Source organism: Streptomyces diastaticus subsp. diastaticus, assembly GCF_011170125.1.
Taxonomy (GTDB): domain Bacteria; phylum Actinomycetota; class Actinomycetes; order Streptomycetales; family Streptomycetaceae; genus Streptomyces; species Streptomyces diastaticus.
This window is the reverse complement of the sequence record NZ_BLLN01000003.1, coordinates 1,817,896-1,843,229: the sequence shown is the minus strand read 5'-3', so window position 1 is coordinate 1,843,229 and position 25,334 is coordinate 1,817,896. Positions and strand designations below refer to the sequence as shown.

At 74.8% G+C, this 25,334-nt stretch carries 15 protein-coding genes; 11 read left to right on the top strand and 4 right to left on the bottom strand.

Going from position 1 to position 25,334, the window contains the following annotated elements:
* Positions 1–37: 37 nt before the first annotated feature.
* Complete coding sequence (locus tag Sdia_RS16165) at positions 38–559, bottom strand: RNA polymerase sigma factor (protein ID WP_100457032.1); 522 nt, start codon at positions 557–559, stop codon at positions 38–40.
* Between the two features lie 50 nt (positions 560–609).
* Positions 610–1,899: a phthiocerol/phthiodiolone dimycocerosyl transferase family protein gene (locus tag Sdia_RS16160; protein WP_435843123.1), complete on the bottom strand. Its 1,290-nt coding sequence runs from the start codon at positions 1,897–1,899 to the stop codon at positions 610–612.
* Positions 1,900–2,562: 663 nt separating this feature from the next.
* On the opposite strand from Sdia_RS16160, the gene Sdia_RS16155 reads away from it, so the two are divergent.
* Genes Sdia_RS16155 through ccrA form a run of 3 tightly spaced genes read left to right on the top strand, consistent with a single transcriptional unit; the run spans position 2,563 to position 16,351 of the window.
* A complete protein-coding gene (locus Sdia_RS16155; protein WP_189500190.1) occupies positions 2,563–11,259 on the top strand; it encodes a non-ribosomal peptide synthetase in 8,697 nt (2,898 codons plus the stop codon).
* Positions 11,252–15,070 (top strand): type I polyketide synthase, encoded by a 3,819-nt coding sequence (locus tag Sdia_RS16150; protein WP_189500189.1) that lies wholly within the window; start codon positions 11,252–11,254, stop codon positions 15,068–15,070. Before Sdia_RS16155 ends, Sdia_RS16150 begins: the two co-directional genes overlap by 8 nt.
* 51 nt (positions 15,071–15,121) lie before the next feature.
* The gene (gene ccrA, locus Sdia_RS16145) at positions 15,122–16,351 is read left to right on the top strand and encodes a crotonyl-CoA carboxylase/reductase (RefSeq protein ID WP_100457028.1); all 1,230 of its coding nucleotides are present in this window, start codon (positions 15,122–15,124) and stop codon (positions 16,349–16,351) included.
* Positions 16,352–16,509: 158 nt separating this feature from the next.
* Here ccrA and Sdia_RS16140 read toward each other — a convergent pair whose 3' ends face one another.
* Together Sdia_RS16140 and Sdia_RS16135 are read right to left on the bottom strand one after the other, a co-directional pair.
* Complete coding sequence (locus Sdia_RS16140) at positions 16,510–17,988, bottom strand: class I adenylate-forming enzyme family protein (protein WP_189500188.1); 1,479 nt, start codon at positions 17,986–17,988, stop codon at positions 16,510–16,512.
* Positions 17,988–18,236, bottom strand: coding sequence for an acyl carrier protein (locus Sdia_RS16135; protein ID WP_100457026.1), 249 nt, complete (start codon positions 18,234–18,236; stop codon positions 17,988–17,990). Before Sdia_RS16135 ends, Sdia_RS16140 begins: the two co-directional genes overlap by 1 nt.
* 348 nt (positions 18,237–18,584) lie before the next feature.
* Between Sdia_RS16135 and paaA the strand changes: the two genes are divergently transcribed.
* From paaA to Sdia_RS16095, 8 genes are all read left to right on the top strand, one after another.
* Positions 18,585–19,643, top strand: coding sequence for a 1,2-phenylacetyl-CoA epoxidase subunit PaaA (gene paaA / locus Sdia_RS16130; protein ID WP_181843997.1), 1,059 nt, complete (start codon positions 18,585–18,587; stop codon positions 19,641–19,643).
* Positions 19,640–19,942 carry a 1,2-phenylacetyl-CoA epoxidase subunit PaaB gene (paaB, locus tag Sdia_RS16125; protein WP_100457025.1) on the top strand — a complete coding sequence of 101 codons (303 nt, stop codon included), beginning with the start codon at positions 19,640–19,642 and terminating at the stop codon, positions 19,940–19,942. Before paaA ends, paaB begins: the two co-directional genes overlap by 4 nt.
* A complete protein-coding gene (gene paaC, locus Sdia_RS16120) occupies positions 19,935–20,723 on the top strand; it encodes a 1,2-phenylacetyl-CoA epoxidase subunit PaaC (RefSeq protein ID WP_100457024.1) in 789 nt (262 codons plus the stop codon). Before paaB ends, paaC begins: the two co-directional genes overlap by 8 nt.
* Positions 20,720–21,253 (top strand): 1,2-phenylacetyl-CoA epoxidase subunit PaaD, encoded by a 534-nt coding sequence (gene paaD, locus Sdia_RS16115; protein WP_370464568.1) that lies wholly within the window; start codon positions 20,720–20,722, stop codon positions 21,251–21,253. Before paaC ends, paaD begins: the two co-directional genes overlap by 4 nt.
* 11 nt (positions 21,254–21,264) lie before the next feature.
* Positions 21,265–22,371 carry a 2Fe-2S iron-sulfur cluster-binding protein gene (locus Sdia_RS16110; protein WP_185392704.1) on the top strand — a complete coding sequence of 369 codons (1,107 nt, stop codon included), beginning with the start codon at positions 21,265–21,267 and terminating at the stop codon, positions 22,369–22,371.
* A gap of 43 nt (positions 22,372–22,414) precedes the next feature.
* Complete coding sequence (locus Sdia_RS16105; protein WP_100457022.1) at positions 22,415–23,191, top strand: SDR family oxidoreductase; 777 nt, start codon at positions 22,415–22,417, stop codon at positions 23,189–23,191.
* 96 nt (positions 23,192–23,287) lie between these two features.
* Entirely contained in the window at positions 23,288–24,136 is an 849-nt protein-coding gene (locus tag Sdia_RS16100) for a tryptophan 2,3-dioxygenase (protein WP_100457021.1), read from the top strand.
* Positions 24,126–24,995: an alpha/beta hydrolase family protein gene (locus Sdia_RS16095; RefSeq protein WP_229831134.1), complete on the top strand. Its 870-nt coding sequence runs from the start codon at positions 24,126–24,128 to the stop codon at positions 24,993–24,995. Before Sdia_RS16100 ends, Sdia_RS16095 begins: the two co-directional genes overlap by 11 nt.
* Positions 24,996–25,334: the final 339 nt, after the last annotated feature.

Here is a 25,334-nt window from a genome sequence, read left to right as displayed (position 1 = left end):
CGGAGCTCGGCCACGGCAGCGGGGGCGCCGGTGCCGTTCACGCGGCTGTGGGCTGCCACGCCTCCTGGAAGCGGCGGCGGGCCCGGTGGAGCCGGGAGCGGACCGTACCGACGGGCAGGGCGAGCGTCTCCGCCATCTCCACCTCGTTCAGGCCGTAGACGCGCAGGGTCAGCACCTGGCGGTGGGCCTCGGACATGCGGTCCAGGACGTCGTTGATGTGCACGGCGTCCAGCGAGTGGGTCTCGTGCCGGGGGTCGACCTCCGCACTGGCCGGCTCCCGGCCCAGGCGCCTTGCCGTGCGTACCGCCTCGCGCACGGTGACCGAGCGGACCCAGCCGTAGAAGGCGGCGGGCTCCCGCAGCCCCGGCAGGCCGCGGTAGATCGCGAGGAGGGCCTCCTGCCGGGCGTCGGAGCCGTTGTCGTGGGCGACCGAGCGGCAGACCCTGGTGACGTACGGGGTGATGTGCAGCAGCAGGTCGTTCATGGCCTGCTCGTCCCCCGCTCTGGCCCGCGGCAGCAACCGGTCCACGGGGGCGGGCAGTTCGTGCGCGGTGTTCACGGAGGGTGCTCTCCTTGCGAGGAGGACGGTGCGGGCGGGCCGGGGTGCGGTCAGCCGGTGCTCGCCGGCGCCGGGGCGGCGTCCTGGGTGAAGGCGAGCAGCGCGGAGCGGACGTCGTCGCGGAAGGCCCGCATGAAGGCCGGGCTGAAGCAGGCGGTGTGGTGCGGGAGTTCGACGGCGAGCCGGTGGTCGAAGGAGACGACGCAGGCCATGACCGGACTGCGGCCGGCCTGCGGGAAGTACGTCTCGCGGGCCGGGACCAGCCGGACGTCGGTGCCCTCCACGCCCTCGGGGAAGCGCGGGCCGGCCGTCGCCCCCATGTTGGTCACGATCACCGAGCCCGTCTGGAGGGCGGGGTGGGCGGGGACCCTCGGCATGATGCGCATCTCGTGGAAGTGGTCGCCGCGCTCGACGGACGCGCGCAGGCGTGTGCCGAGCTCCCGGGCGAGGGCGAGCGGGTCGGCGTCCTCGGCGACCGGGACGGACTGGAGGTGCGAGGTCACGGAGGCCACCATCACGGACGGCGCGAGGGGCGGGCTGAGCCGTGAGCGCAGGTCGACGGGGGACATGCAGCCCAGGATTCGCGGGCCCGTGCCGTCCAGGCGGGCGCGGACCGCCGTCATCAGGGCGGCGGCGACGAGGCCGTGCACCGTGACGCCCGCGTCACGCGCGGCGGCGCGCAGCCGGGTGGTCTCCTCGGCTCCGAGGACCAGCCGGCGGACCTCGACGCGGTGCCGGGCCGCTGCGGCGGCGTCGGCCGGCTCGTCGCGAGGGGTGTCGTAGGCGAGGAGTTCGACGGGGTGGGCGCTCGTCTCCTCGATACGGCGCCGGAGGTACTTCTCGGTGTCCTCGGCGTCGGCCGGGGGCAGCAGTTCGCTGACGGGCCGGGGCCAGCTCTCCTCGGTGACGGGGGCGGCCGGGGTCTGGGCCGAACCGGTGCCGACGAGGTCGCGGTAGCGGTCCCAGAGCGCGTTCAGGAGGGTGATGGCGCTGTGCCCGTCGGTGACGGTGTGGTCGATCGTCATGGTCAGAAGCCGTGTCCGTGGCCCGGTGGTGACGAGGGACGCGCGGCTGAGCGGCCCGCCCACCGGGAGCGGGACGTTGAGTTCCTCCCCGTACGACTCCTCCCCGCCGTCCCTGAGGATCAGGCGCGGGCGCTCGTCCTCCGGCAGGAGTTCCAGGGCGTGACCGGCGGCCACAGGGACGATGCGGGAGCGCAGGGTGGGGTGCTCGGCCGTGAGCGCGTCGAACGCCCTCGCCAGCGTCGGGGCGTCGACGTCCCCGCGCAGGACGCAGGAGAGGAAGGCCCGGCTCCGCTGGCCGACATAGAGGTTTTCCACGGGACACAGCGCGCGTCGCATTCTGGCAGCCCTTCCAGCCGTCACCGCACGGTCCGTACCCGCACGGATGGCGGTTCTCAAAAACGAGTGCGAAGTCCCTGTCACGCCCTCACGTCAAGGAGAGACAGCGATAGGCCCCGATCTTGACAGAACCATATGGGCGGCGGATTTAGGGTTTCACCTAAGAACGGTCCGAGGTTTTGCCGGGAGTCGCGCGGCGGGCGCCCGTCGACAGGTTGCCGTGCAGCGTACGGGATGCGCGGCACGCCGTCGCGGTTGTCATGAACAGGATCTGCAAAGAATGCGGCCGACCGCTCCCCACCCGGCCCCGGAGAAGGGGAAAGGCGCCTGCCGGCCTTTCCGGCGGACGACATCTCGTCGGAAGTCAAGAGGCCCTCCCCCTCTGAGGACTTTCCGGCCGGTCGGCCCACCCTCTTTTTCCCCGTCGATTTCCCCAACCCTCACGGACGGAAATCGCGCCATCCTCTAGGTGTTTCCCTGGAATGGGCCGCCGAGCGGCGCCCCTGCTTGCTCCGCCCGACCGGGCGAGGGCAGGGTGAACCGGGGCATGGCCCGCGACGGCCGGACGGGTCCTGTCCCCGGACCGCCTCCGCTTGCCCCGCCCCCGTGAGAAGTACCTGCTCGCAACCGAGGGTTGGTGTCATGTCTGGCAACGAGGACGATCGTCGGCCGCTGACCGGAGCGCAGGAAGGGCTCTGGTTCGCCCACCGGCTCGCGCCCGGAACCGCCGCGTACAACACCGGTGAGTACGTGGAGATACACGGGCCGGTCGACACCGGGCTGTTCGAGACGGCGCTGCGGCGCACCGTCCACGAGGCCGACACCTTCGCCCTGCGCTTCCTCGACACACCCGACGGACCGCGAGCCGTCCGCAACGGCGCTGCGGACGGGACGCCGGTGCACCGCGTGGACGTCAGCGGCGAGGCGGACCCGGCCGCCGCCGCCGAGGAGTGGATACGCCGCGATCTGGCGACGCCGGTGGACATCGAGACGGGGCCGCTCTTCTCGCACGCCCTGCTGACGCTCGCCCCCGACCGTGTCATCTGGTTCCTGCGCGCCCACCACATCCTGCTGGACGGCTACAGCTACAAGCTGGTGGCGCGTCGTGTGGCCGACACCTACACGGCGTTGGTGGCAGGGGAGGAGCCCGCGCCCGCCGGCTTCGAGCCGTCGGACCGGCTCGCCTCCGAGGAGGCCGCCTACCTCGCCTCCGACCGGCATACGCGCGACCGCGCGTACTGGGCGGAGCGACTGGCGGGACTGCCCGAGCCGACGCGGCTCACCGAGCGGACCGCGCCGCCCAGAGCCCCGTTCCTGCGCCGCACGGCGGTCCTCTCCCCCGCGGAGACGCGGGCTCTGACCGAGGCCGCCGAGAAGCTGGGCGTCACTCGGACCGATCTGCTGGTCGCCGCCGTCGCCGCCTTCCTGCACCGCATGACCGGCGCCGAGGACCTGGTCCTCGGGCTCGCCACGATGAGCCGGCTGGGCGGCGCGGCGCTACGCACCCCCGGCACGGCCTCCGACGTCCTGCCGCTGCGGATCGCGGCCGCACCCGGCACACCGCTCGGCACCTTCGTCCGGGCGGTCGCGGAGGACCTGCGCGGCCTGCGCACCCACCAGCGCTACCGCGGCGAGTCCGTCCGCCGCGACCTCGGGGTCTTGGGCAGCGGCCGCCGGGTGCACGGCCCGGTCGTCAACATCGTCCCCTTCAGCGAGGACCTCGTCTTCGCCGGACACCCCTCGACCTCCCACCACCTCTCCGGCGGCGCCGTCGACGACCTCCAGATCTCGGTGCGTCCCGGGGCGGAGCCGCAGACCCTCTGGCTGGCCTTCGACGCCCACCCCGACCTGTACGAGGAATCCGGACTCGCCCTGTTCCTGGAGCGGTTCCTCAAGGTCCTGCGCGAACTGCGGAGCTGTCCGGAGGACCTGCCGCTCGGGGAGACGCCCGTGCTGCTGGCCGGCGAGGAGCCCGGCCGGCGGACCGAGCCCGCGCCCCGCGTCACGCGGACCCTCCCCCAGCTCTTCGAGGCCCGCGTCACCGAGGGCCCCGGGCGCACGGCCCTGTCGTACGGCGGTCAGACACTGACCTACGCGGAGCTGAACGCGGAGGCCAACCGGCTGGCCCGGCTGCTCGTCGAGCGGGGCGCGGGGCCCGGCCGGGTCGTCGCCCTGGCTCTGCCGCGCGGCCTCCGGCTCGTCCCGGCGCTGCTCGCCGTCCTCAAGACCGGCGCCGCGTACCTTCCGCTGGACCCCGGACACCCCGCCGAGCGGCTACGGCTGGTCATGGCGGACGCGGCACCCGTCGCCGTGGTCACCGACACCGCCGGGGCCGGGCGGCTGCCGGACTCCGAGGCGCGGGTCGTCGTGGTCGACGACGCGGGCACCGAGGCCGGCCTCGCCGGCCGCTCGGCGGACGACCTGACGGACGCGGACCGCACCGGCGCCGCGGACCCCTACGACACCGCCTACATCATCCACACCTCCGGCTCGACGGGCCGCCCCAAGGGGGTGCCGGTGCCGCACGCCCACGTGGTGCGGCTCTTCGAGGCGTCCGGTGAGCACTTCGGTTTCGGCGAGGAGGACGTGTGGACGCTGTTCCACTCGTACTCCTTCGACTTCTCGGTGTGGGAGCTCTGGGGCCCCCTGCTGCACGGCGGGCGGCTGGTCGTGGTGCCCTACGAGGTGAGCCGTTCGCCTCGGGAGTTCCTGCGGCTGCTGGACGAGGAGGGCGTGACGGTCCTCAACCAGACGCCGTCCGCCTTCGGGCAACTGATCCGGGCGGACGCCGAGGCGAACCGGCCCACGGGCTCCCTGCGGTACGTGATCCTCGGCGGGGAGGCGCTGGTCGCGGAGCGGCTGCGGCCGTGGGCGGACCGGCACGGCCTGGACGCGCCGGCGCTCGTCAACATGTACGGCATCACCGAGACGACCGTGCACGTGACCTTCCACCGGCTCGAGCGCGCCGACCTGGAGGACCCGCGGCGCCGCGGCGTCATCGGCCGGCCCCTCGCGGACCTGCGGGTGTACGTCCTGGACGCGGCCGGCCGGCCGGTGCCGCCCGGCGGGACGGGCGAGATGTACGTGTCCGGGCCGGGGGTGGCACCCGGCTACCTGAACCGGCCGGAGCTGACCGAGGAGCGGTTCCTCCCCGACCCCTTCGGGCCGCCGGGGACGCGGATGTACCGCTCGGGCGACCTGGCCCGGCTGCGGCCCGACGGCACCCTCGTCCACGCGGGCCGCGCCGACCAGCAGGTCAAGATCCGCGGCTTCCGCGTCGAACCGGGCGAGATCGAGGCCGTGCTCACGGCGCACCCGGCGGTCGTCGGCGGCGCGGTCGTCCCGCGCGCCGCGAAGGACGGCCTGACCCAGCTCGTCGCCTACGCCGTGCTCGCCGAGGACGGCCGGACGGACCCCGCCGGGCTGCGGTCCCACCTGGCCGCCCGGCTGCCCGGTCACATGGTCCCGGCGGCCTGCGTTCTCGTCGACGCGCTTCCCCTGACCGCCAACGGCAAGCTCGACACCGCGGCCCTGCCCGCTCCCGACTTCGCCGCCCTCGCGGGCGGCGCCCGGCCCACGACGCCGGAACAGCGGCTGGTCTGCGGCCTGTTCGAGGAGGTGCTGCGGCTGCCCGGCGACTCCGTCGGCACCGGTGACGACTTCTTCGGCCTCGGCGGCCACTCGCTGTCGGCGACCCGGCTCCTGGCCCTGCTGCGGGAACGGTCCGGCACGGACATCGCGATCTCGGTGCTCTTCGACACCCCGACCCCGGCGGCCCTGGCCGGACGCCTCACCGAAGGGCGCGGCGGTGGCTCGCGGCTGCCCGCGCTCAGCGCCTCGGTACGCCCGGACCGGGTGCCCGCCTCCTTCGCGCAGGAGCGCATGTGGTTCCTCGACCGCCTGGACGGCGAAGCCGCCACGTACAACATCCCGTTGCCGGTGACCCTTCGCCACCCGCTGGACCTGGACGCGCTGCGGGCCGCCCTCGGAGACGTCGCCGACCGCCACGAGAGCCTGCGCACCGTCTTCGGTGAGGAGAACGGCACCGTCCACCAGCGGGTCCTGCCACCCGGTGCCCTGCGGCCCGCGCTGCACGTGGTGGACTGCCCCGACGAGGAGCGAGCCGCGCACGCGGCCGCGGCGATGCGGCGCTCCTTCGACCTGACCCGTGACAGCGCGCTGTGGGCGGCGCTGTTCGGCTCCGGCGGCACGCGCACCCTGCTGCTCGTGCTGCACCACAGCGCGGCCGACGGCTGGTCACTGCGTCCGCTCGCCGAGGACCTCGGCACCGCCTACGCCGCGCGCCGCGCCGGCGCCGCGCCCGACTGGGCCCCGCCGGCACTCCAGTACGCCGACTTCGCGCTGTGGCAGCGGCGGGTGCTCGCGCCGGCCCCGGAGGGGCCGGGCCGGCTGGAGCGGCTCACCGCCTTCTGGCGCGAGGCGCTGGAGGCCCTGCCCGAGGAGAGCGCGCCCCCCGCGGACCACCCGCGCCCTGGGACCTCGTCCGGCCGGGGCGGCAGCGTCACCGTGACCGTGGACACCGGGGTGCACCGGAAGCTGCTGCGCCTCGCGGACCGGGAGAACGCCAGCCTGTTCATGGTGCTGCACAGCGCGCTCGCCCTGCTGCTGAACCGGTGGGGCGCCGGGGACGACATCGTCCTCGGCACCCCCGTGGCCGGGCGCTCGGAGCCCGCGCTCGACGAGGTCGTCGGGCTGCTGACCAACACCCTGGTGCTGCGCGCCGACACCTCGGGCGACCCCACCTTCCGCGAACTCCTCGCTCGGGTAAGGGCGTTCGACGTTCAGGCGCTGGACCACCAGGACCTGCCGTTCGACCGGCTGGTGGAGGAGGTGAATCCGCGCCGCCACCCGGCCCGGCATCCGCTGTTCCAGGTGATGCTGGCCCTGCAGAACAACGAGCGGGCCGTACTCGCGCTCGGCGAGGAACGGGTGCCGCTGCGCCCCACCACGACCGGCACCGCCAAGTTCGACCTCTTCGTCGACGTCCTGGAGCGGCACGGCCCGGACGGCACCGCCGACGGGCTAGACCTGCACGTCGAGTACGCGGCGGAACTCTACGAACCGGCCACCGCCGAGGCGTTCGCCGACGCGCTGCGCGACCTGCTGGCCGCCGTCTGCGCCGACCCCGAGGTGCGGCCGGGCGCCCTGCCGCGCGTCGGCCGTCCTTCCCCGGCCGCCGCGGACACCACCGCCGGGACCGAGGCGCTGACCCGGGCCGTCCTGGAGGTGCCGGGGGTGCGGGACGCGGTCGTCCTGCCCGGCCCGGGCGAGGAGCCCGCCACGGTGTACGTGGTGCCGAGCCGTGCGGGCGCGGCCGACCAGGCCGAGCAGGTGGTCGCGGCCGCCGCGCCGGGAACGCGGGTCGTCGCGGTCAGCGATCTGCCCCGAACGGCCGAAGGCGCCCTGGACCAGGACACGTTGCGGGCCCTGCCGGTCGTCGACGCGGTCGGGGCGGGTGCCTGGCGGGAGCGGCTGGCGCAGTTGCCGGGCGTGCGCGAGGCGGAGGTCGTGGTGGAGGAGGTGCCCGAGGAGCTGGGCCGCCTCCACGTGGGCCGCCCGCGGCCCGCCGAGGCGGCGGCCGGGCCGGACGAGCCGCCCGTCGACCGCCCGGCGGCCGTTCCCGCGCTCAGCGAGGGCCCCGCACTGCCGGAGCCGTCGGTCCCCGGCTGGGCCGAGGCGCTGCTGCGGGCCGCTGACCGGTCCGAAGGCGAGATCGTGCACGTGCGCGCGGACGGTTCGCAGACCCGGCGCTCCTACGCGGGCCTCATCCCCGAAGCCTCGCGCGTCCTGGCGGGCCTGCGCCGCCGGGGCCTGCGGCCGGGTGACCGGGTCATCCTCCAGTGCGACGACACGGAGGACTTCGTCGCCGTGCTGTGGGGCTGCGTCCTCGGCGGCTTCGTCGCCGTCCCGCTGACGGTGCCCGTCTCGTACGCCACCGCCTCGGCCGCCGTCACCAAGCTCGAAGGCATCCGGGAGATGCTGGACCGGCCGTGGATCGTGGCCTCGGCCGCAGGTGAGCCGGGACTGCGGGAGCTGGCCGAGCGGCGCGAGTGGCCGGGACTCCGGCTCACCACGGCCGACGCCCTGCGCGAGGAGCCCGAGGACCGCGACTGGTACGCGGCCCGGCCCGACGACCTCCTCCTGATGCTGATGACCTCGGGCAGCACCGGCCTGCCGAAGGCGGTGCGGCTCTCCCACCGCAACGTGCTGACCCGGGCCGCGGCCACCGAGGCGATGAACGGGCTGAGCGCCCGCGACGTCTCCCTGAACTGGATCCCGCTGGACCACGTGACCGGCGTGGTCATGTTCCACCTGCGCGACGTCTACCTGGGCTGCCGGCAGATCCACGCGCCGACCCCCTGGATCCTGGAGGACCCAGTGCGGTGGCCCGAGCTGGCCGACCAGCACCGCGTGAGCGTCACCTGGGCTCCGAACTTCGCGTTCGGACTCCTCGCCGAGCAGGCGCACCGCTTCCAGGACCGCGACTGGGACCTCTCTCCCATGCGACTGGTGATGAACGCCGGCGAGGTCGTCGTGGCGTCCGCGGCACGCCGGTTCCTGCACGCCCTCGCGCCGTTCGGCCTGCCTCAGGACGTCATGCACCCCGGCTGGGGCATGTCGGAGACCTGTTCGGTGGTGACCGACAGTGTGCTGGCCCCCGAAGCGCCCGGCCACGACGAGGCGTTCGTGAGCTGCGGGCTCCCCTATCCCGGCTTCGCCATGCGCGTCGTCGACGACCAGGACACGCTCCTGGCGGAGGGGGACGTCGGCCGGCTCCAGGTCCGCGGCACCTCCGTGACCCGCGGCTACCACGACAACGCCCGTGCCAACGCCGAGTCGTTCACCGAGGACGGCTGGTTCGACACCGGCGACCTGGCGTTCCTGCGCGCGGGCGAGCTGTACATCACCGGCCGCGCCAAGGACGTCATCATCGTCAACGGCGTCAACCACTACAGCCACGAGATCGAGGCGTGCGTCGAGGAACTGCCCACCGTGGTGCGCAGCTTCACGGCCGCGGTCGCCGTCCGCTCCGACGCCTCGGCCGCCACCGACGAACTGGCGCTCTTCCTCCACCTGGCCCCGGGCCGGGACCCGGCCACCGCCCTGCGGGAGATCGGCGGCAAGGTCACCCGCGAGATCGGGGTGAGCCCCGCGTACCTGATCCCGGTCGGGACCGACGCCGTTCCGAAGACGGAGATCGGCAAGATCCAGCGGACCAAGCTGCGCAAGTCCTTCGAGGCCGGCGACTTCGACGGGGTCGTGCGCGAGACGCAACTGCTGCTCGGCACCGCCGCCACCCTGCCGGACTGGTTCCTGCGCCCGGTGTGGCAGCGCGCCGAGAACCTGCACCGGGCCGGCCTCCCGGCAGGCCACCGCGTCCTGGTCCTCGCGGGCGGCGCGCCACGCGGCCACGCGCTGGCCGGGGAGGTCGCCGCGGTGGTGCGCGCCGCCGGCGGACTGTGCACGGTCGTCGGGGAAGGCCCCGGGTACGAGCGGAACGGCGCGGCCGCCTACCGCGTTCGCCCCGGTGACGCCGAGGACCTCGCGGCGGTGCTCGACCGGCTGGCCGCGGACGGACGTGCGCCGGACACCGTGGTGCACCTCGCCGCGATGCACGGCGCGGGCGACGGCGCGGCCGCCGGCAGTGCCGAGTCCCTGCTGGTACTGGCCCGGGCCCTCGCCGCCCGCGCCGGCACCGGCCGGCCGGTGGACCTGCTCTTCGTCACCGTGGACGCCCAGGCCGTGACACCCGACGACCGGCCGGGCGGCTCGCACGCCGCCGCCGGCGCGCTGCTCAAGTCGCTGCGCGAGGAGCTGCCCTGGCTGCGCGGCGTCCACCTCGACCTCTCCGTCGGCGAGGCGGGCGAGCAGGCCAGGGCGGTACTGGCGGAGGCGTCCGGATTCCCGGTCGACGCCGAGGTCGCCCGGCGCGGGGACCGGCGGTACGTACGGCGGCTGGCCCCGTTGCCCGACCCGCCGCCCCGGGCCGCACCGGCCCCGTCCGACGGCTTCCACCTGCTCAGCGGCGGCCTGGGGGGTGTGGGCGGCGAGGTGGCCGCGCACCTGCTGACGGAGCCCGGCACCCGGCTGCTGCTCATCGGCCGCACCGCGCTGCCCCCCGAGGACACCTGGGAGCGGCACCTGGCCGACGCGGGGCCCGCCTCGGCCCGTATCGAGGCGTTCCGGCGGCTGCGCCGGCTCGGTGAGGTCCGCTACGAGGCCGCCGACGTCACCGACGCCGCCCAGGTGCGGGCCGCCGTGCGGCGTGCCGCGGACGCCTGGGAGATCCCGCTGGTGTCGGTGCTGCACCTGGCCGGCGCCTTCGACGAGCGGCCCGTGCGGGAACTCACCCCCGAGGAGTGGCGCGAGGCGCTGGCGGCGAAGGTCGACGGGGCGTGGAGCCTGCACGAGGTCGCCGCCGACCACCCGGTGACCTCGTTCGTCACCTTCTCCTCCGTCAACGGGTTCTTCGGCGGCGCGATGAACGCGGCCTACTCGGCTGCCAACGCCGCGCTGGACGACCTCGCCGCCCGGCGCCGGCGCGAGGGCCTGCCCGGGCAGAGTCTCGCCTGGAGCATGTGGCGCGAGCGGGGGATGAGCCTCGGCTACCAGCTCACCTCGCTCACCGAGGCGCGCGGCTACCGCGTACTGGACGCCCAGGCGGCGCTGCGCTCCTTCGACCTGGCGCGCACGCTGGACCTTCCGCACCTGCTCGTCGGCGCCGACCGCACCGCCCCCTGGGTGCGGTCGCACGTCCTCGCACCGGTGCGGCAGGTGCGTCGCACGGCGGCCCGGGTGGCCCTCGACGAGGGCACCGACCTGGGCGCCCTGTACGGCGCGGCCGCGCGGGCCGCCGGCCCAAACGGCACGTTCGTCCTGCGGTCGGCCGGCGCCGCCAACCGGGGTGCCGAGACGGGCGGCGGCGAGGAACTGCGGCGGCTGGAGACCGAGCTCGCCACGGTGTGGTGCACGGTCCTGGGCCGCGACCGGGTGGGCCGGGACGAGAACTTCTTCGACCTCGGCGGCAACTCGCTGCTGCTCGTCGCGGCGCAGACCGCGGTCAACAAGGCGCTCGGGTGCGAGCTGGGCGTCGTGGACCTCTTCACCCATCCCACCGTGCGCGCACTGGCCCGGCACCTCTCCGCGCAGGGCACTGCCGCACCCGCGGCGCCGGACGCCGCGTCCGGGCCCGCCCCGGACGCCCCCGCTCCCGCGCACTCCGGGCTGGAGCGGGCCAAGCAGCAGGCGGAGCGCCAGCGGGCCGCGCGGAGCGCCCGCCGGTCCGCACAGCAGAGGAAGGACCGACGCCATGGATGAGTCGCAGGCCACGCCGGAGGACGAGGCGCCCGCCGTCGCCGTGATCGGCATGGCGGCCCGCTTCCCCGGCGCCGACGACGTCGACGCCTTCTGGGACAACCTCGCCCGGGGCCACGAGTCCGTACGGCCCGTCAGCGACGAGGAGTTCCTCGCCGCGGGCGGTGATCCGGAGGACCTCGACGACCCGTCCCTCATCCGGATGGCGTCGGTGATCGAGGGCATCGACCGCTTCGACTCGGGCTTCTTCGGGTACAGCCCGGCCGAGGCGGCGGTCGTCGACCCGCAGCAGCGCCTGCTGCTGGAGACGGCCTACCACGCGCTGGAGGACGCCGGCTGCCCCGGCGAGGACAACCCGTCCCGCACGACCGGGGTGTACGCGGGCAGCGGCGACAGCCGCTACTACCCCGCGCACGTGCACCCCCGTTTCGCCGGGCAGCCCGGATCGGTGGCGCTGGTCCACGCGGCCACCGCCAACTCGCTGGGCACGCTCGCCACCCGCGTCTCCTACGAACTGGGCCTGACCGGCCCGAGCCTGTCGCTCCAGACGGCCTGCTCCACGGGACTGGTCGCGCTGCACTCCGCTTTCCAGGACCTCGTCGAGTACCGCTGCGACACCGCGCTGGCGGCGGCGGTCTCCCTGAACCCCTCGGCCCACCTGGGCTACCGCCACGTGCCTGGCGGGCCGTTCTCACCCGACGGGCACTGCCGCACCTTCGCCGACGACGCGGCGGGCACCTCTTCCGGCGACGGCGTGGGCGCGGTGGTCCTCAAGCGGCTGGAGGACGCGCTGGCCGACGGCGACCGTGTCCGGGCCGTCGTGCGCGCCACGGCCGTCAACAACGACGGCCGCCGCAAGGTCGGCTTCACCGCGCCCAGCGCGCAGGGCCAGACGGAGGTGGTACTCGCCGCGCAGGCGCAGGCCGGGATCGACGCCGACACCATCGGACTCGTCGAGGCGCACGGCACCGCCACCCGCATCGGCGACCCCATCGAGGTCGCGGCGCTCACCGAGGCGTTCCGCCAGAGCACCGACCGGCGCGGGTACTGCGCCCTGGGCTCGGTGAAGACCAACATCGGGCACCTGGGCGCGGCGGCGGGGATGGCGGGGCTCGTCAAGGCGGTGCTCGCGCTGGAGCACCGCCAGATTCCGCCCAGTCTGCACTTCGACCGGCCGAACCCGCTCATCGACTTCGCGTCGGGACCGTTCCGGGTGCCGACCACGCTGGAGGAGTGGCCGTCGACCGGCCGTCCCCGGCGGGCCGCGGTCAGCGCCTTCGGGGTCGGCGGCACCAACGCGCACGTCATCCTGGAAGAGGCTCCGCCGGTCCCGGCCGCTCCGCCGCGTCCCGAGGAGGACGGGCGCCGGCTCGTCCTGCCGCTGTCGGCACGCACGCCGGGCGCGTTGCGCGGCCAGGCCGGCGCCCTCGCCCGTCGTCTGGAGGAGCGTCCCGGGCTGCGGCTCGACGACGTGGCGGGCGCGCTGCGCTCGGACCGGCCCGCGCTGCGGCACCGGCTCGCCGTCTCCGCGACGTCGGTGCGGGAGGCGGTGGACGCGCTGCGCGCGGCGGTGCCCGACGTGCGGCCGGTGCCCGACGAGGCGCCGAAGGTGGCGTTCCTGCTGCCGGGCGGCGGCACCCAGTACGTCGGCATGGGCAGCGGGCTGTACCAGGAGAACGACGTCTACCGGGACGCCGTCGACCGGTGTTCCGCGGTGCTACGGCCGGTGCTCGGGGCGGACCTGCGCACCGCCCTGTTCGAGGAGGTGGAGCCGGGCAGCACGGCGGCCTTCCTGGCGCTGTTCGTCACCGAGTACGCGCTGGCCCGCACCCTGATGGAGGCGGGGGTCCGGCCCGACGCCCTGATCGGGCACTCGCTGGGCGAGTACACCGCTGCCTGCCTGGCCGGGGTGATGGAGATCGACGAGGCGCTGCCGGTGGTGGCCGAGCGCGTCCGGCTCATCACCTCCTCGGGCGGTGCCACCGTCGGCGTCGCGGCCGCCGCCGACACCGTCCTCCCGCTGCTGGGCGAGGGGCTGTCGCTGGCGGCGGTCAACAGCCCGGCGGCGTGCACGGTCGCCGGGGACACCGACGCGGTCGACCGGCTGGAGGCGGAACTGGCCCGCCGCGACGTGCCGTTCCGCCGGCTGCGGATGCCCGCGGCGGCCCACTCGCACGTCCTCGACCCGATCCTGGAGAGCTTCGCCGGCCACCTGCGCACCCTCACCCTGCGGCCGCCGCGCATCCCGTACGTCACGAACGTGACCGGCGACTGGGCCACCGCCGCACAGGCCACGGGTGTCGGCCACTGGGTGGACCACACCCGGCGCACCGTCCGCTTCGCCGACGGCATCGCCGCGCTGTGGGAGCGGGAGCGGCCGGTCCTCGTCGAGATCGGCCCCGGCGACAGCCTGACCAAACTCGCTCGGGCCCGGCTCGACGGCGAGGACCCGGTGACCGTGACGACCATGCGGCACGCCAAGGCGCGGGCGGCGGACGGTTTCGTCTTCGCCGAGGCGCTGGGGCGGCTGTGGAGCGCCGGCGTGGACGCCGCGCTGCCCCGTGCTCCGCGGCCGCCTCGGAGCGCGGGACGCGTGCCGCTGCCCGGGTACGCGTTCGAGCGTCACCGCCACTGGATCGACGCGCCCGGGGCCCGCGCCCCACAGGAGTCCGGCCCACGGTCGCGGACGCCCGCTCCGGGCGGCGGGGCGGGGCTCGCGCCCCGTCCGCACCTGGCGACCGCGCACGTGGCTCCGAGCACCCCGCGTGAGCGGGCGGTCGCCGCGTTGTGGGAGGAATCCCTCGGGATCGGCGGCATCGGGGTCCACGACAACTTCTTCGACCTGGGCGGCGACTCGATGCGCGCCGTGCTCCTGGTCGGGCGGCTGCGCCGGCAGGGCGTGCTGGACGTACCGGCCGCCTCCCTGCTGGCCGCCCCGACCGTGGCGGGCCTGCTCGCGGCCGCCCAGGACGGGCAGGACGCCGTCGCGGGCCCGGCCGCGCTGGCGCCGCTGCTGCCCCTGCGCGCCGAGGGGGACCGGCGGCCGCTGTTCTGTGTGCACCCGGGCGCCGGCGTGTCCTGGCGGTACACCGGCCTGCTGCCCCATCTCGGCGCGGACCAGCCGGTGTTCGGCATCCAGGCGGCCGGTCTGGACGGCACCCGGCAGCCGGCGCGCGATGCCCGGGAGATGGTCGAGGGCTGTCTCGGCCTCGTCCGCTCCGTCCAGCCCGACGGCCCGTACCGGCTCCTGGGGTGGTCGTACGGCGGCTTCGTCGCCCACGCGATGGCCTGCGCGTTGCAGGAACAGGGCGAGGAGGTCGAGTTGCTGGCGCTGCTCGACGCCCCGCTGCCGCACGCCGGCGAGCACGATGCCGGGACCGCGGAGAGGCAGGTCGCCGGTCTGCTGTCGCGGGTGGCGGGCCTGCCCGCCGGTGCCGACGGCCCGCCCGGTGTCGAGGACGTGCTCGACCGGGTCGGGGAGGCGCACCGCGCCGGCTCCTCCCCCGTCTCCCGCGACGAGGCGGCCTCCATCGCCGCCGTGATGCGCAACAACCTGCGGATCGCACCGGAGTTCACGCCCGGTGTCTTCCGCGGCGACGCGCTGTTCTTCAGCGCGACCCAGGACCTCGTCCCGGCCGCCGACGCCAGGGACCTGTCGCTCGCGGCGGGCAAGGCCGACGCCTGGCGCCCGTACGTGCGCGGCGCGTTCGAGGACCACGCCGTGCCCTGCGGCCACTACGACATGACCGAACCCGACCCGATCGCCCGCATCGGCGAGGTCGTCGCCAAGGCCCTTCGCCCGGCCTCCGGCTGACCCGCTGCCCCGGACCCGTCTCCCGTCCGCCCCGCTCCAGAAGGACTCCCCGTGACCGTGCTCAAGGACCTCTACGAACTCGGCGACGCGCCCGCCCTCGGCACCGTGCCCAAGCGGATGTACGCCTCGCTGATCCGCCAGGAACGCTACGGACAGCCCGTCGACGCCTTCCGCACCGAGGTGGTGGACGTACCGCCCGTGGGCCCCGGGCAGGTACTCGTCAAGGTGATGGCGGCCGGCGTCAACTACAACAACGTGTGGGCGGCGCTCGGCGAACCGCTCGACGTGATCGCGGCCCGCCAGAAGCAGGGCGCCACCGAGGACTTCCACATCGGCGGCTCCGACCTGTCGGGCGTCGTGTGGGCGGTCGGCGACGGGGTGCGGAGCGTCGAGCCCGGTGCCGAGGTGGTCGTCCTGGCCTGCCGCTGGGACGAGACGGCCCAGGACATCCGGCTGGGGGCCGAACCGGTGACCTCCTCCACGCAGCGGGTGTGGGGGTACGAGGAGAACTACGGTTCGTTCGCGCAGTTCGCCGTGGTCGACGAGTACATGTGCCACCCCAAGCCGCGGCGGCTGTCGTGGGCGGCGGCCTCCTGCTACATGGCCACCGCGGCGACCGCCTACCGTCAGCTCTTCGGCTGGGAGCCGCACACCGTGCGGCCCGGTGACCCGGTACTGATCTGGGGCGGCGCGGGTGGCCTCGGCAGCATCGCCATCCAGCTCGTGCGCCACGTCGGGGGTGTGCCCGTGGCCGTCGTCTCCAGCGAGGAGCGCGGCGAGTTCTGCGTGCGGCTCGGGGCGAAGGGGTGGATCGACCGGCGTGAGTTCGACCACTGGGGCCGGTTGCCGGACACCACCGACGAGGAGGCGATGAAGACGTGGCTGGACGGCGCCCGCGCCTTCGGACGCCGCTTCTGGGAGGTCCTCGGGGAGCGCCGGGCGCCGCGCATCGTCCTGGAGCACTCGGGCGCCGACACCATCCCGACCTCGGTCTACATGGCCGACAACGCGGGCATGGTCGTGATCTGCGGCGGCACGACCGGCTACAACGGCGACGTCGACCTGCGGTTCCTGTGGATGCGCCAGAAGCGGCTGCAGGGTTCGCACGTCGCGAGCGCCCGGGAGGCGCGCGAGGTCACGCGGCTGATCGACCAGGGCGTGATCGACCCGTGCCTGTCGCGCACGTTCGGCTTCGAGGAGATCGGACTGGCCCATCAGCTGATCCACGACAACAAGCATCCCGCGGGCAACATGGCGGTCCTGGTCAACGCCGCCGAGTAGCACCGTCCGGGACGCACGAGGGCCGGCTCCCGGACGGGACGCCGGCCCTCGTGGTACGTGGCGGGGAGCTGTGCGCCGTCCGCGCGCGAGCGCGCACCGGGCGGGGTGCCCTGGCGCGCGCTCGGGAGAGGCACCCCGCCGCCGGGACGGCCCGGCTGTCAGACGCGCAGCTCCTTCTTCAGGATCTTCCCGGCGGGGTTGCGGGGCACCCGCTCGATGAACGTGAAGGACCGGGGCCGCTTGTACGGGGCCAGGTTCTCGCGGACATGGGCGAGCAGCGCGGTCGTGGTGGTTCCCTCCTCGACGACGACGTGGGCGAGCGGGACCTCGCCGTAGTCCTCGTCGGGCACGCCGACGACGGCCGCGTCGCGGACGCCAGGGTGGGTTATCAGGGCGCGCTCGATCTCCGAGGGGTAGACGTTCTGCCCGGCCCGGATGATGACGTCCTTGGTGCGGTCCACGAGGTGGACGCGGCCGTTCTCGTCGATGAAGCCCAGGTCGCCGGTGAGGGTCCAGCCGCCGGCCGTGACCTCCTCGGTGGCCTCCGGGTCGTTCCAGTACCCCTGCATGACGCCGGGGCCGCGGACCACGATCTGGCCGATCTCGCCGACCGGCACCTCCTGCCCGTCCCGGTCCACGGCGCGGGCGGACATGCCGGGGATGACGCGGCCGCAGGGGATGCGCGCGGTGACGTCACCGGGCTCGGGGTGTTCGTCGGGGCCGAGGGTGACGAAGGGGCCGCCGACCTCGGTCATGCCGTACACCTGGCGGAAGCCGCAGCCGAGCCGTTCGACGGCCTCCGCGTACACGTCCAGCGGCATGGGCGCGGCGCCGTACAGGATCTCCCGCAGACAGCCGAGGTCGGTGCGGTGGGAGCCCTTGGCCTGGAGCATGAACCGCACCATCTGCGGGACCATCCACATGTGGGTGGCCCGGTTCTTCTCCACCGCCGCGAGGGCACGTTGCGGAGTGAAGCCGGGCATCAGCACGATGGTGGCGCCCGCGGCCATGTAGGTCAGGGAGACGACCATGCTGCCGTGGTACAGCGGGCAGCAGTTGACCATCACGATGTCGTCCGTGGGGCGGGCGAGGACCAGCCAGCCGAGGGCGATGGCGCGGAAGGAGGCGCCGTCGACGGTGACGCCCTTGGCCTGCCCGGTGGTCGCGGAGGTGTGCAGGATCGCGATGGGGTCGGTGTCGGCGACCTCCGGCAGGTCCCCGGGCTCGTCCACGGTCCCGAGGGCCTCGAAGGCGGGCTCGTCCAGCGCCATCCGGACGCGCACCGAGGCGGGGAGCGTGGTGTGCCGGTCGAGCAGGCCGGACTCCCCGAGGACGGCGACGGCGCCGACGCGCTCGATGATGCCGGCGACCTCGGGGACGGCCAGGCTGTGGTTCAGCGGCACGAACAGCGCGCCGAGCCGGGCGAGGGCGAAGTAGCTCTCCAGCACCTCGATCCGGTCCTGGGCGAGGATGGCGACCCGGTCACCGCGTCCGATGCCGAGAGCGGCCAGACCGTGGGCCAGTTCGACCGTGCGGTCGTGGAACTGGGCCCAGGTGACGCTGCGCCGCTCGTCGACGAAGGCGGTGCGGCCGGGGTGGCACTGGCGGTTGCGCTCCGCCAACTGGGTCAGCCACATCAGGCACCGCCGGCCGTCCCGGCCGTCGTGCGCTCGGCGACGAACCGTTCGTAGTCGGCGATGGTGCGCAGCTCCTCCATGTCGTCCCCGGTGATCTCCACCCCCGTGCGCTGCTCGACCAGCAGGACCAGGCGCACCAGGTCGCCCGAGTCGATGCCGCTGCCGGCCAGTTCGGCGTCGTCACCGAGGGTCTCGGCGTACTCGGTGGTGCCCGTGAGCTCGACCAGCAACTCCCTGATGGTGCTCATGCCTTCTCCTCTTCGCTCAGCCGCGGCCGTCCGCCGGTCCCGGCCACACACGTGTGTTGTCGCAGGGGAAGAGGCGGGGCGGTGCGGCCGCAATCCCCCCACCCGTGGTGACGCTCGTCACGCGGCGGATCGGGAGGGCGGGGGATAGCGGGGCCGGGCAGGGGCCTCTTCCTCGGGTACGGGGGTTCCGCCCACGGGGCCGTCCCGCGACGGCTCCGCCGGGCGGGCGCGGCAGATCTCGCCAAAGGCAGCAGAGGATGTGATGCAGGTGCTCAGGCAGCGCGCGCACGCCGCCGTCGCGGTCCGCGACGGCGGTCCGGCGTGGCCCCTCCCCGGGACCGGGCCCCGATGACCGGCGCACGGACGCGGGCGGCGGCCGGGCCGGGTCCGGCGGCACAGCCGATGACGCAGGACCAGCTCACCGCGGAGTTCGAGGCACTGCTCGCCGAGGGGGAGACGGTCGAGCCGCGGGACTGGATGCCGGACGGCTACCGGCGCATGCTGGTCCGCCAGATCGCCCAGCACGCCCACTCCGAGATCATCGGCATGCAGCCGGAGGGCGCCTGGCTGACCCGCGCGCCGTCGCTGCACCGCAAGTCGGTCCTGCTGGCGAAGGTGCAGGACGAGGCGGGCCACGGCCTGTACCTGTACTCGGCGGCCGAGACGCTGGGCGTGGACCGCGCGGAGCTGCTCGCGGCCCTGCACCGGGGCCAGCAGCGGTACGCGGCGACCTTCAACCACCCGGCGCTGACCTGGGCCGACACCGGGGCCATCGCCTGGCTGACGGACGGCGCGGCGGTGATCAACCAGGCCCCGCTGTGCCACACCTCGTACGGGCCCTACGCCCGGGCCATGCGCCGGGTGTGCCAGGAGGAGGCGTTCCACGTCCGGCAGGGGTACGACCTGATGAAGGCGCTCTGCGAAGGCACGCCCGCGCAGAAGGCGATGGCGCAGGACGCGGTGGACCGCTGGTGGCTGCCGGCGGTGGCGCTGATGTTCGGGCCGCCGGACACGGAGGCGGCGGGCGGTGACGCCAGGACCGCCGCGCTCGGCGCCGCGGTCTCCCGGCGGGCCATCGCCTGGGGCATCAAGCGGCACACCAACGACGAGCTGCGCCAGCGGTTCGTCGACCACTGCGTGCCGCAGGCCGAACGTCTCGGGCTGGCCCTGCCCGACCCGGGCATCCGCTGGAACGAGGAGCGCGGGCACTACGACTTCGGTCCCGTCGACTGGGAGCTGTACCGGGGCGCGCTGGGCGACGACACCCACACCGCCCGGCAGCGGCTGGCCCACCGGGTCGCCGCGCACGAGGACGGCGCGTGGGTCCGTGAGGCGGCCGCCGCGTACGCGGCGCGGCCGTCCGGCACGGACGCCGCGGGCACGAGGAGCACGGAGGGGATCGCGTGAGCAGCCCGGCGGAGGGCGCCCCGGCGTCCTGGGAGGTCTTCCTGCGGCCCCGCCGCGGACTGTCCCACCAGCATGTGGGGTCGGTCCGGGCGAGCGACCCCGACATGGCGCTGTCGCACGCCCGGGACCTGTACACCAGGCGCGGTGACCCGCTGTCGCTGTGGGTCGTGCGCTCGGAGGCGGTGTACGCGGCGTCGCCCGGCGAACGTGACCCGTTCTTCAGCAACGCACGGCACAAGCCGTACCGCTACCCGGAGGAGTTCGTCCCGTTGTCGGAGGGAGGCGAGGGCGATGGCTGACACGGCGGCCACGCGGCCGGAGCAGGTCACTGAGGCCGCGCTGGCGCGGTACACGCTGCGGATCGGCGACGACGCACTGGTGCTCGCGCAGCGGCTGTGCCAGTGGATCACCAGGGCGCCCACCATCGAGGAGGACCTGGCGCTGTCCAACATCGCGCTGGACCTCGTCGGGCACGCCCGGACGCTGCTGGCCCTCGGCGGACGCCTGGACGGCACCGGCCGCACCGAGGACGACCTCGCGTTCCTGCGCACGGAACGGGAGTTCACCAACGCCCTGCTGGTCGAACTGCCGGGCGGCGACTTCGCCCGGACGGTGGCACGGCAGCTCGCCTACACCCACCACGCCGTGCTGCTGTACGGGGCGCTGGCCGAGAGCACCCATCAGGAGCTGGCGGCGTTCGCGGTGCGGGCGGCGAAGGAGGTCGCCTACCACCGGCGGCACGCCGACGACTGGGTCGTGCGGCTGGGCCTGGGTACTGAGGAGAGCGCGCGGCGGATGCGGGCGGGGCTGGAGCGGGTGTGGCCCTGCACGGCCGAGCTGTTCGAGGAGGACCCGTTGGTGCGCGGGCTCGTCGCGTCGGGCGCCGTGCCCGCGCCCGGTCCGCTGCACGAGCGCTGGCGCCAGGAGGTGGCGGCCGTACTGGACCGCGCCGGACTGCCGCTCCCCGCGCCGAAGTGGCACGCCACGGGGGGCCGCGACGGCCTGCACACCGAGGCGTTCGGCCCGCTGGTCGCCGAACTCCAGTCGGTGCGCCGGCAGTTCCCGGGAGGCACGTGGTGAGCGGCCCCCTGTTCCCGGCCCACTCCCCCGTCGGGCCTTCCTGCCCCCGGCTGCCGGTGGCGGAGGTGGCGCGGCGGGTGGGCGAGGTGCCCGACCCGGAGCTGCCGATGATCGGCCTCGGCGATCTCGGCGTGGTCGAGTCCGTGGCGGTCGCCGACGACGGGAACCTCGAAGTGGCGATCCTGCCGACCTTCCTGGGCTGTCCGGCGCTCCCCGCGATCACCGCCTCCGTGCTGGAGGTGCTGGCGCGGTGCGGCCACCCGGAGGGACGGGTCCGGCAGGTACTGGCGCCCCCCTGGAGTTCGGACCGGATCAGTGAGCGGGGCCGTGCCGCGCTGGCCGCGCACGGGATCGCGCCGCCCGCCGCCCCGGACGCTCCCGAGCCCGTCCGGCTGGGTCTCGGGACACCCTGCCCGCACTGCGGTTCCCTGGCCACCCGTCCGCACAGCGCGTTCGGTCCCGCCCGCTGCCAGTCGATGCTCCACTGTGCCGGCTGTCAGGAGACGTTCCCCCTCATGACGGCGATGTGAGGCGACACCCCATGGACACTGCGGTCACGACGAAGACGGCGGACGCGGCGGCGCCGCGCACCGGCTGGTACCCGCTGCCGGTCACCTTCCTCCACCGTCTCACCGAGGACACCACGGCGATCACCCTGGAGGTGCCGGACGGCGCGCGCGAGCGCTTCGCCCACCGGCCGGGCGCCCATGTCGTCGTCCGGCACCGGGCCGGCGGCCGGGAACTGCGCCGCAGCTACTCGGTGTGCCCGCCCCCCGAGGACCCGGCGGCGCTGCGGCTGGTGGTGAAGCGCAACACCCCCGACGGATTCGGCGCACACGCCCTGCGACGGCTCGCGGTCGGCGACATCCTGGAGGTCGGCCCGCCCGCGGGCCACTTCGGGCTGCCGCCGGTACGGGGCGCGCACCACGTACTGATCGCGGGTGGCTGCGGAATCACGCCGCTGGCCCCCATGGCGGCGGCCGCGCTGCGCGAGGACCCGGAGTGCCGGGTCTCCCTCGTCCACGCGGCGCGCACCGCCCGCGACGCCCTGCTGGCCGACGAGCTGGCCGTGCTGAAGGACACCTACGTCGACCGCTTCACCGCGCTGTACGTGCTCTCCCGCGAGCGGCGCGAGAGCGAGTTGTCCAGTGGCCGGATCGACGCGGACCGGCTGGCTCGGCTGCTGGCCGTGCTGGGCGCCCGGCCCGGCCCCGGCACACGGTTCGCGCTGTGCGGACCGTACGGCCTGGTGGAGACGGTCCGCACAGCGCTCGCCCGGTGGGGGGCCGAGCCGGACACCGTCCGCTTCGAGCTGTTCTCCACCGACGGGGCTCCGCCGGAGCCCGGTCCCGAGGCGCCCGCCGTGCGACGGGGCCGCGTCACCACCGTGCTCGCCGGGCGTACCGGCACGGTGACGATGGCGCCGCAGGACACCACCCTCCTGGACGCGGTGCTGCGGGCCCGCCCCGACGTGCCGTACGCCTGCCGCGACGGGGTGTGCGGGAACTGCCGCGCCAAGGTCGTGCGAGGGGCCGTGGCCCTCGGCCGCCAGCACGCGCTGGACGCGGTGGACCTGGCGGCGGGCTACACCCTCGCGTGCCGGGCCCGGCCACGCACCGACGACGTGACCCTCGACTTCGACGCCTGAGACCCCTTCCTTTCATCAGCACCACTTCCACGAGGAGAGACCCGTGACCACGAGCCGGCGGCACCAGGGAAGAATCGCGCTCGTCACCGGCGGCAGCCGGGGCATCGGCCGCGCCATCAGCAGGCGGCTGGCCGCGGAGGGCGCGCTGGTGGCCGTCCACTACGGCCACGACCACGAGGCGGCCGGGCGGACGGTCGAGGAGATCGAGGCGGACGGCGGACGCGCGTTCGCCGTCCACGCCGAACTGGGCGTGCCGCAGGACGCCGCCACGCTCTGGGCGGCCTTCGACCAGGCGCTGGCGGGGACGGGGTCCGAGCCGGGGCTGGACATCCTGGTCAACAACGCCGGCATCACCCTGCCCCGTCCGGTCGCCGCCGTCACCGAGGAGGAGTACGACCGGGTCTTCGCCGTCAACACCCGGGCGCCGTTCTTCATCGTCCAGCGGGCGCTGGAGCGGCTGCGCGACGGCGGCCGGATCATCAGCATCTCCTCGGCCGCGACCCGCACCGCCTACCCGGCGATCGTCGCCTACTCGATGAGCAAGGGTGCCCTGGACACGCTCACGCCGGCGCTCGCCAAGCAGCTCGGTCCCCGAGGCATCACGGTGAACACGGTCGCGCCCGGATTCACCGAGACCGAGATCAACCCGACGCTGAGCAACCCGGAGATCCGCAAGGCCCTCTCCTCGGCATCCGTCTTCGACCGGCTCGGCGCCCCGGCCGACATCGCCGACGTCGTCTCCTTCGTCGCGAGCGAGGAGGCCCGCTGGGTCACCGGGCAGTGGATCGACGCCACCGGTGGTGTCGGTCTCGGTCTGTGACCCCTGAGGCCCCGGGCGGCGACCGCCGCGCGACCGGCGGGGGCGGCCGCCCGGCCGTCCCCGCACCCCCACCCCGGCCCGTCCCTAGGAGCCCTGATGAACGACGGCCCGTCCGCCCCCGCGGACCTCGCCGAGGACACCGCGCTGACCCGCCCCTTCGCCGGTGCCAGTCCCTACGAGGAGTACGTCCGTGCCTCCGTCCTCAGCTCACTGCAACAACCGCTCACCGAGGCGGCCGACGAGATGGGGTTCCTCGTCACCACACAGGTGATGGAGTTGTGGTTCACGCTGATCGTCCACGAGTGGCGGGCGGCACGCGAGGCCCTCGTCAAGGACGACCTGCCCGCGGCGCTCGACGCGCTGACGCGCAGCCGGCGCGCCTTGTCGGCGCTGAACGACTCCTGGCGGCCGATCGCCGCGCTGACCCCCCTGCAGTTCGAGGGGTTCAGGGCGGCGTTCGGCCGCGCCTCCGGCTTCCAGTCGGCGATGTACCGGCACATCGAGTTCCTGCTGGGTGAGAAATCGGCGGCCCTGGTCCGTGCCCACCGCGGCGACCCGGCCGTCCACGAGGCGCTGGGCGACGCCCACCGCGAGCCGTCCCTGTACGACGAGGTCCTGTGCTTCCTGCACCGCCAGGGCCTGCCCGTGCCGGCGCACGTCCGCGAGCGGGACGTGACCCTCCCCCACACCTCCGACCCGGCCGTGGTGGAGCTGTGGCGCGGTGTCTACGCGGGCTCGCCGTACGACCCGCCGGCGGTGCTCGCGGAGGCGCTGACGGACATCGCCGAACTGGTCGCCCGCTGGCGCTTCGACCACCTGATGGTGGTGCGCCGGGCCATGGGCGCCAAGCCCGGCAGCGGCGGCACCGCCGGACTCGCCTACCTGGAGCAGCGTGCCCGGCGCGTGGTCTTCCCCGAACTGTGGGAGGCACGCGGTGCGCTCTAGGATCGTCTCCGCGTCCGCCGCGGAGGAGGAGAAGCGCGTCCTGAGCCTGAAGCCGGTGCTGGCACCGCGCCACGGCCGGTACGGCGAGCACCCGCACCAGGTCTACGACGCCTGGCCGGCCGAGGACCCGGACGCCCCGCTGGTGATCCTGCTGCACGGCGGGTACTGGCGGTACGACCGGATGCACCTGACACCGTTCGCCGCCTACCTGGCGCGGCAGGGGCTCTCCACGGTGCTTCCGGGGTTCCGCAGGTCCGGCGGGGCGGGCGGGTACCCCGAGACCTTCGACGACGTCGCCCGCATCGTCGACACCCTGCCCGAGGGGCGGCCGTACGTCCTGGCCGGGCACTGCTCGGGCGGGCACCTGGCCCTGTGGTGCGCGGCCCGCGGCCTGCTGCCGCCGGAGTCCCCTTGGCACACCGGGACGCTCCCCACCAGTGTGCTGGCCCTGGCGCCGCTCACCGACCTCGCGGCGACCCGCCGGGACGGGCTGAGCGACGACGCCGCGCTGCAACTGATGGGCGACGAGGCGGGGTTCGACGCACACATGGCGTCCGTGGACCCACTCACCCTGCTCAGCGGGGTGGGGACGACGACCGTGCCGACGGTGCTGCTGCACGGGGAGGCCGATGAGGAGGTGCCGCTGAGCCAGTTCTCCGACTACGCGGCCGTCCACCGCGACCTGCGAACCGTCGTCCTGCCGGGTACCGGCCATTACACGCTCATCGAGCCGGGCGCGCCGGCTGCCCGTGAGGTCGCCGACACGCTGTGGCGCATGGCGCGCGAGCACGGCCGCTCCCACCCGGCGGCCGGTTCCGCGGACCGCCCGGACGAAGGTGAGGAGATCCGCCGCCCGTGACGACCGTCCGGCCGGAGTTGTCCGCTCCGGCCGGGGTACTCCACGCGCGGGACCCACCGGCGCGCGTCGGCACGCGCTTCCCGCTGCCGGAGGGGCTCGTCCCGGCGTCGGCTTCCCCGGCCCGCCGCCGGCGCGCGCGCCGCCCGTCCGCGCCGAGGTCGTGCGTCCGCCAAGGTCGTGCGTCAGCGGCGGGGTCGCGCGCCCACTGCGGGAAGGCACCGGAGGGAGGGTCGGTCTGCTCCGCGTGTCACTACGCCCGTCGCGGCCCCCTGCGCCACCCCACGCCCACGTGCCGGCCGAGCCCCTGACGAGACGGGTGCCGAGGCCGACACGCGGGCT